The 6,368-nt window shown below is 63.5% G+C and carries 4 protein-coding genes; all 4 read right to left on the reverse strand.

All coding sequences use genetic code 11. The annotated features are described in order from the left end of the window. Positions 1 to 776: 776 nt before the first annotated feature. Positions 777 to 3,317: an ATP-dependent Clp protease ATP-binding subunit gene (locus ZBI01S_RS07645; RefSeq protein WP_066058712.1), complete on the reverse strand. Its 2,541-nt coding sequence runs from the start codon at positions 3,315 to 3,317 to the stop codon at positions 777 to 779. Positions 3,318 to 3,568: 251 nt separating this feature from the next. Next, on the reverse strand, positions 3,569 to 3,862 hold the full coding sequence (locus tag ZBI01S_RS07650) for a hypothetical protein (RefSeq protein WP_066058715.1): 294 nt from the start codon (positions 3,860 to 3,862) through the stop codon (positions 3,569 to 3,571). 41 nt (positions 3,863 to 3,903) lie between these two features. After that, the gene (lysS, locus tag ZBI01S_RS07655; protein ID WP_066058717.1) at positions 3,904 to 5,406 is read right to left on the reverse strand and encodes a lysine--tRNA ligase; all 1,503 of its coding nucleotides are present in this window, start codon (positions 5,404 to 5,406) and stop codon (positions 3,904 to 3,906) included. A gap of 96 nt (positions 5,407 to 5,502) precedes the next feature. Further along, positions 5,503 to 6,345, reverse strand: coding sequence for a pantoate--beta-alanine ligase (gene panC, locus ZBI01S_RS07660; protein ID WP_066058720.1), 843 nt, complete (start codon positions 6,343 to 6,345; stop codon positions 5,503 to 5,505). Positions 6,346 to 6,368 lie beyond the last annotated feature (23 nt).

A 6,368-nucleotide genomic window follows, 5' to 3' on the forward strand; every position in this document is an offset into this window, starting at 1 on the left:
CCGCATCCGTCTTGCTCGCGTCTCGGTGATCGCACGCCGCGCTGTTCTACGGCTGCGACCTAGCTGACTGCGCCTGATGCCCCTGAGTGTTTACTCGGGGGCATCAGCGTTTTCCGTACGCGCGCCTGGCCGCTTGCTTGCTTGCTGGCCTGCTCGCCTGGCCTGCTCGCCTGGCTGCCTGGCCGCCTGGCCGCCTGGCCGCCTGGCTGCCTGGCCGCCCACGCCCACGCCCCGCCCACACCGTTGAGGCCGACTTCGGCGGCTAACGCAACCCCATACCAACCAAACTCGGCCCCAACAACAAACCGACACCACACCTGCGGCCCACTTTGGCGACTGGACGGGCGGCTGAAGTGGGCGGCTGAAGTGGGCTGGTTGAGGTGGGCGGCTGAGGTGGGCTGGCTGAGGTGGGCTGGTCGGGCGCAGATGGCTGGTTGGGTAGCGGTCGGCTGAGGGGGGTGGACGGGCAGCTGAGGTGGGCTGGCTGAGCGCAGAGATGGCTGGTTGGCTATCGGGCTGCTGAGCGGGGTTGGGGCAGCTGGCTGTTGGGTCCCTGGCTGTTGGGTCCCTGGCTGTTGGGTCCCTGGCTGTTGGGGCGCTGGCTGGCGCGGCGCCACTAGCTGGCTGGCAGGGCGGCGCGGCTATCTGGCTGGGGGTGGCTGGGCGACTCGGGTGCCGCAGCGTCTGCCCACAACAGCGAAATGTGCCCTCGCCGTCGTGGCAAGGGCACATTTCAATGCGGTTTCGGGATGCGGGCGGTTACGCCCGCGACGCGACTAGGCGTCGGACTCGCCGCGGTCTGCCGTCGAGGCACCCGCATCCGCGATGCTCGCGACCGCCTCGGCTTCAGCTGCCGCTGCCGAAACGCGCTCGGGGCGCTTGACGTTGAAACCGAACTTGCCGTCTTCGTACGTCACGGCAACGTGGTCGCCGCCGCGAAGTTCGCCGCGCAGGATGAGCTCCGAAAGCTGGTCTTCGACCTCCTGCTGCATGGCGCGACGCAGTGGTCGTGCACCGAGCGCCGGGTCGTAACCAATCTTGATGAGCTTTTCCTTCGCTGCGTCGGCGATCTCGATCGTCATGTCCTGATCGAGCATGCGGTCGGCAAGACGCTTCGTGAAGAGGTTGACGATCTGCAGCAGTTCCTTTGGCGAAAGCTGCGGGAACACGATCGTGTCGTCGACACGGTTGAGGAACTCGGGCTTGAAGTGCTTCTTGAGCTCTTCGTTGACCTTGGCCTTCATGTTGTCGTACGAGGTCTGAGTGTCGCCCTCGACCTGGAAACCAACCGGTCCACCGGCAATGCCCTTGGTACCGAGGTTCGTGGTCATGATGATCACGGTGTTCTTGAAGTCGATGACGCGACCCTGGCCGTCGGTGAGACGACCCTCTTCAAGGATCTGCAGCAGCGAGTTGAAGATGTCGGCGTGCGCCTTTTCAATCTCGTCAAACAGCACCACCGAGAACGGCTTGCGGCGCACCTTTTCGGTGAGCTGGCCACCCTCTTCGAAGCCAACGAATCCTGGAGGGGCACCGAACAGGCGCGAAACGGTGTGCTTCTCGCCAAACTCGGACATGTCGAGCGTGATCAGCGCCGACTCATCGTCGAAGAGGAACTCGGCGAGCGCCTTCGCAAGCTCCGTCTTACCGACACCGGTAGGACCGGCGAAGATGAACGAACCGGATGGACGGTTTGGGTCCTTGAGGCCGGCACGCGTACGACGAATCGTGCGCGACAGTGCCTTGACGGCCTCATCCTGACCGATAACCCGCTGGTGCAGGGCTTCTTCCATGAACACCAGGCGTGCGGTTTCTTCTTCGGTGAGCTTGTAGACCGGGATGCCCGTGGCCTGGGCGAGTACTTCGGCGATCAGACCCGAGTCAACGGTTCCGGTTGCCTTGACGTCGCCGGCCTTCCACTGCTTTTCGAGGCGCAGACGCTCACCGAGCAGGTCCTTTTCACTGTCGCGCAGCGAGGCGGCCTTCTCGAAGTCCTGCGTGTCGATCGCCGCTTCTTTGTCGGCACGAACCTGGGCGATCTTTTCGTCGAGCTCGCGCAGTTCTGGAGGCGACGAAAGCACCGACAGGCGCAGGCGTGCGCCGGCTTCGTCGATGAGGTCGATGGCCTTGTCTGGGAGCTGACGGTCGGACACGTAGCGGTCCGAAAGCTGCACGGCAGCCACGATGGCTTCATCGGTGATGGTCACCTTGTGGAACGCCTCGTATTTGTCGCGCAATCCCTTGAGGATGTTGATGGTGTGCTGCACCGACGGCTCGTCTACGAGCACCGACTGGAATCGACGCTCGAGCGCCGCATCCTTCTCGAAGTGCTTCTTGTATTCGTCGAGCGTGGTGGCACCGATGGTCTGCATTTCACCGCGAGCGAGCATTGGCTTGAGGATGTTGGCCGCGTCGATCGCACCTTCGGCGGAACCGGCACCCACGAGGGTGTGGATCTCGTCGATGAAGACGATGATATCGCCGCGGTTCTTGATCTCCTTGGTGACCTTCTTGAGGCGTTCTTCGAAGTCACCGCGGTAGCGCGAACCAGCGATCAGCGATCCCAGGTCAAGCGCGTAGACCTGCTTGTCCTTGAGCGTTTCGGGAACCTCGCCGGCGACGATTGCCTGTGCGAGTCCTTCAACAACGGCGGTCTTACCGACGCCTGGTTCACCAATGAGCACCGGGTTGTTCTTGGTACGGCGTGAGAGGATCTGCATGACGCGTTCGATCTCTTTTTCACGACCGATTACCGGGTCAAGCTTGTTGTCGCGCGCGAGCTGCGAAAGATTCTCGCCAAACTGGTCGAGTACGGCTGAGCCCTTGGTGTTCGCGGTCGATGCCGAGCTGTCGCCGCCGACGCCCACGGGCTCCTTGCCCTGGAAACCGGCGAGTAGCTGAATCACCTGCTGGCGCACCGAGTTGAGGTCGGCGCCGAGCTTCACGAGCACCTGCGCGGCAACGCCTTCGCCTTCGCGAATGAGGCCGAGCAGGATGTGTTCGGTACCGATGTAGTTGTGGCCGAGCTGCAGCGCTTCACGCAGTGAAAGCTCGAGGACCTTCTTGGCGCGGGGCGTGAACGGAATGTGACCGCCCGGCTTGTGCTGGCCCTTGCCGATGATGTCCTGGACCTGCTCGCGAACGGCTTCGAGCGAGATGTCGAGCGCTTCGAGTGCCTTTGCTGCCACGCCATCGCCCTCGTGGATGAGGCCGAGCAGCAGGTGCTCGGTTCCGATGTAGTTGTGGTTCAGCAGCTTCGCCTCTTCTTGGGCGAGCACGATCACGCGACGGGCGCGGTCGGTAAAGCGTTCAAACATGCAGGCATCTCCTTCGGCTGCGGTCACGCCGCGAGTTGTAGGGCAACACACGGACACAGGGGTGACCAGTGATTCGAGGTTAGCGGGCAGGGTGGCCGGTTGGCGCGTTCGTTCGCCCTTGGCGTTATCGGGTTTCTGCGGTGCGATGGACCGGATCGCGACCGGGCAGTCAACCGCAAGTGTGCTGGGAAAACGAGCACCGCCGCATCCCGGTGCAAATTGCCGGATGCGGCGGTACGCGCTAGTGCAGCTTAGGGCGCGTCAGACTTCGGCATCTCGAGCGACGAAGTGTGCGCGGCCGGAAATTCGCCCGCGTCGGCAACTTCAGGTTCGGATGCGGCCGGTGCAGTCGCGCGCGGGGCACCGTCTGCGGGCGGCACCTTCTTGCCAGTCTTGGCCTCGTATTCGCGCTCAACCTCGGCGCGAATTTCGCGGACCTTGCGGTCAGCATTGAGCGCCGCGTACAGGATGAGCCCAAACAGTGCACCGATGATCAGCGTCGGTACTACCGACCAAAGGGCGTTGAGCCACCAGTCTTGCGTCATGAATTGGGTCCGATCGTTGGGGTTTGTCGCAGCCTATCGGGCTACTTCACCAGTGGGAAGAGCACGGTTTCGCGGATGCCGAGGCCGGTGAGGGCCATCAGCAGGCGGTCCAACCCCATGCCCATACCGCCCGTCGGCGGCATGCCGAACTCCATGGCGGTGAGGAATTCCTCGTCGAGCTGCATGGCTTCGTCGTCGCCGCGGGCAGCTTCGCGTGCCTGCTCTACGAAGCGAGCACGCTGGTCGACTGGGTCAATGAGCTCCGAGTAGCCGGTGGCCAGCTCGAATCCGCGCACGTAGAGGTCCCACTTCTCAACAACGCCCGGCTTCGAGCGGTGCATTGCGGTGAGCGGTGACGTGTCAACTGGGAAGTCCATGACAAAGGTCGGGCGTTCGAGTTCGCCCTTCACAAAGTGTTCCCAGAGTTCTTCGACGAGCTTGCCGTGCGTCGGCAGCTTCACTTCAACGCCCTCGCGTGCGGCCAGCGCAGCGAGCTCGTCGAGCGAGGTCTCGGGGGTGATCGTCACGCCCGACTTTTCCGAGAGCGACTCGTACATCGAGATACGCGGCCACTCGCCACCGAGGTCGAACTTGGTGCCGTCAGCCCACGTGACCACCATGCTGCCGTCGCCCGATGCGGCCTTGGCGGCGTTCTGCACGAGCTCCTGGGTGAGGTCAGCGATCGAGTTGTAGTCGCCGTGTGCCTGGTAGGCCTCGAGCATCGCGAACTCTGGCGAGTGCGTCGAATCGGCGCCTTCGTTACGGAAGTTGCGGTTGATTTCAAACACGCGCTCAAGACCACCTACGAGCGCACGCTTGAGGTACAGCTCCGGTGCGATGCGCAGGAACAACTCAGTGTCGAACGCGTTCGAATGCGTCGAGAACGGACGTGCCGCGGCACCGCCGTGCAGCGTCTGCAGCATCGGCGTCTCGACTTCGGTGAAGCCGTGCTCAGCGAAGGTCGCACGCAGCGAGGCGTTCGTCGCCGCACGGGTCTGCACCATCTGGCGGGCGCCCTCGCGGGTAATGAGGTCGAGGTAGCGCTGGCGCACGCGGGTTTCTTCGCTGAGTTCGGTGTGCAGCGTCGGCAGCGGACGCAGCGACTTCGAGGTCATGCGCCATTCGGTCGCCATAACCGAAAGCTCACCACGGCGCGACGAAATCACTTCACCGGCAACGAACACCTGATCGCCCAGGTCAACGAATTCCTTCCACTGTGCAAGGGCTTCTTCACCGACCTCGGCGAGCGAGAGCATGGCCTGAATCTTCACGCCGGTGCCCGACTGCAGCGCCGCGAAAGCGAGCTTGCCGGTGTTGCGGATGTGCATGACTCGGCCCGAGATACCCACGGTTTGGCCAGTCTTGGTGTCGGGTTCGAGATCCGGGTACTTGGCAACAACCGCGTCGATCGAGGTGGTTACCGGCACCGAAAGTGGGTACGGCACCAAACCGAGTTCGATCATCCGGTCGCGCTTTTCGAGGCGAACCTGCTTCTGCTCCGAAACTTCTTCGGCGGTGAGTTCGGCCTGCTGGGCGTCTGACATTGCTGCTCCTGGTTAGTGAACGCGCGGTCGGTTCTGCGGGGTCTGGGTTTGGCGGGTTTCGCGGATGCGGTGCTCGCGTTGCGCGAGTTGGTCCGGCTAGGCGAAGGTCACGGCAAGGTTGTCGATCAGTCGAGTGCTGCCTACTCGTGCTGCGGTCAGCGCGAGAGCGTCGCCCCGAAAGTCGTCGGCGACCGGCAAGAATGTTGCACGGTCGACAAACGCTAGGTAGTCCATCGTAACGAGCGGCGCGGTTTCGTACACGTTGACCGCGGCGGTGCGGGATGCGGCGACTCCATCGAGGGCGGCATCGGCGGCTGCTCGAAGTGCTCGCGAGAGCGCCAGGGCTTGGTTGCGGTCGTCACCTTCGAGGTACGCGTTGCGACTCGAACGGGCCAAGCCGTCGGCCTCGCGAACGATGGGGTGCGGCAGGATTTCGAGCGGGAAGTGGAGTTCACGCACCATCCGCTGAATGAGTGCCAGCTGTTGCGCATCCTTCTCGCCGAACACTGCGATGTCGGGGCGCACGATGTTGAACAGTTTGGCGACGACAGTGAGGACGCCGTCGAAGTGGCCGGGGCGGAATTCGCCCTCGAGGATGCGGCCGGCTTCGCCCGCGCCGATGACGGTGGTCGCCGGCCAGTTTGGGTACATTTCTTCGACGCTCGGGTGCAGGCAGTAGTCGACGCCGGCCTGTTCGAGGAGCGCGAGGTCGCGGTCGAACGGGCGCGGGTAACGCTCGTAGTCTTCGTCGGGGCCGAATTGCAGTGGGTTGACGAAGATCGACACGACGACGGTGTCGGCGGAGCGCTTGGCGAGTTCGATCAACGCGAGGTGACCGTCGTGCAGCGCACCCATGGTCGGCACGAGGGCGACCTTTCCCAGTGCGTTTCGGTTGGCGAGGGCTGGGCGAGCGGTGGTTGCGTTGAGAACTTCGGTCACCGTTTCATTCTAGGCCTCGGCGG

This window comes from [Zimmermannella] bifida NBRC 103089 (assembly GCF_001570925.1).
GTDB classification, from domain to species: domain Bacteria; phylum Actinomycetota; class Actinomycetes; order Actinomycetales; family Microbacteriaceae; genus Gulosibacter; species Gulosibacter bifidus.

Bases quoted from the DNA above. Each gene is read 5' to 3' on its own strand.
- ZBI01S_RS07645 (WP_066058712.1), bottom strand. From the start codon at position 3,317: ATGTTTGAACGCTTTACCGACCGCGCCCGTCGCGTGATCGTGCTCGCC.
- lysS (WP_066058717.1), bottom strand. From the start codon at position 5,406: ATGTCAGACGCCCAGCAGGCCGAACTCACCGCCGAAGAAGTTTCGGAG.
- ZBI01S_RS07650 (WP_066058715.1), bottom strand. From the start codon at position 3,862: ATGACGCAAGACTGGTGGCTCAACGCCCTTTGGTCGGTAGTACCGACG.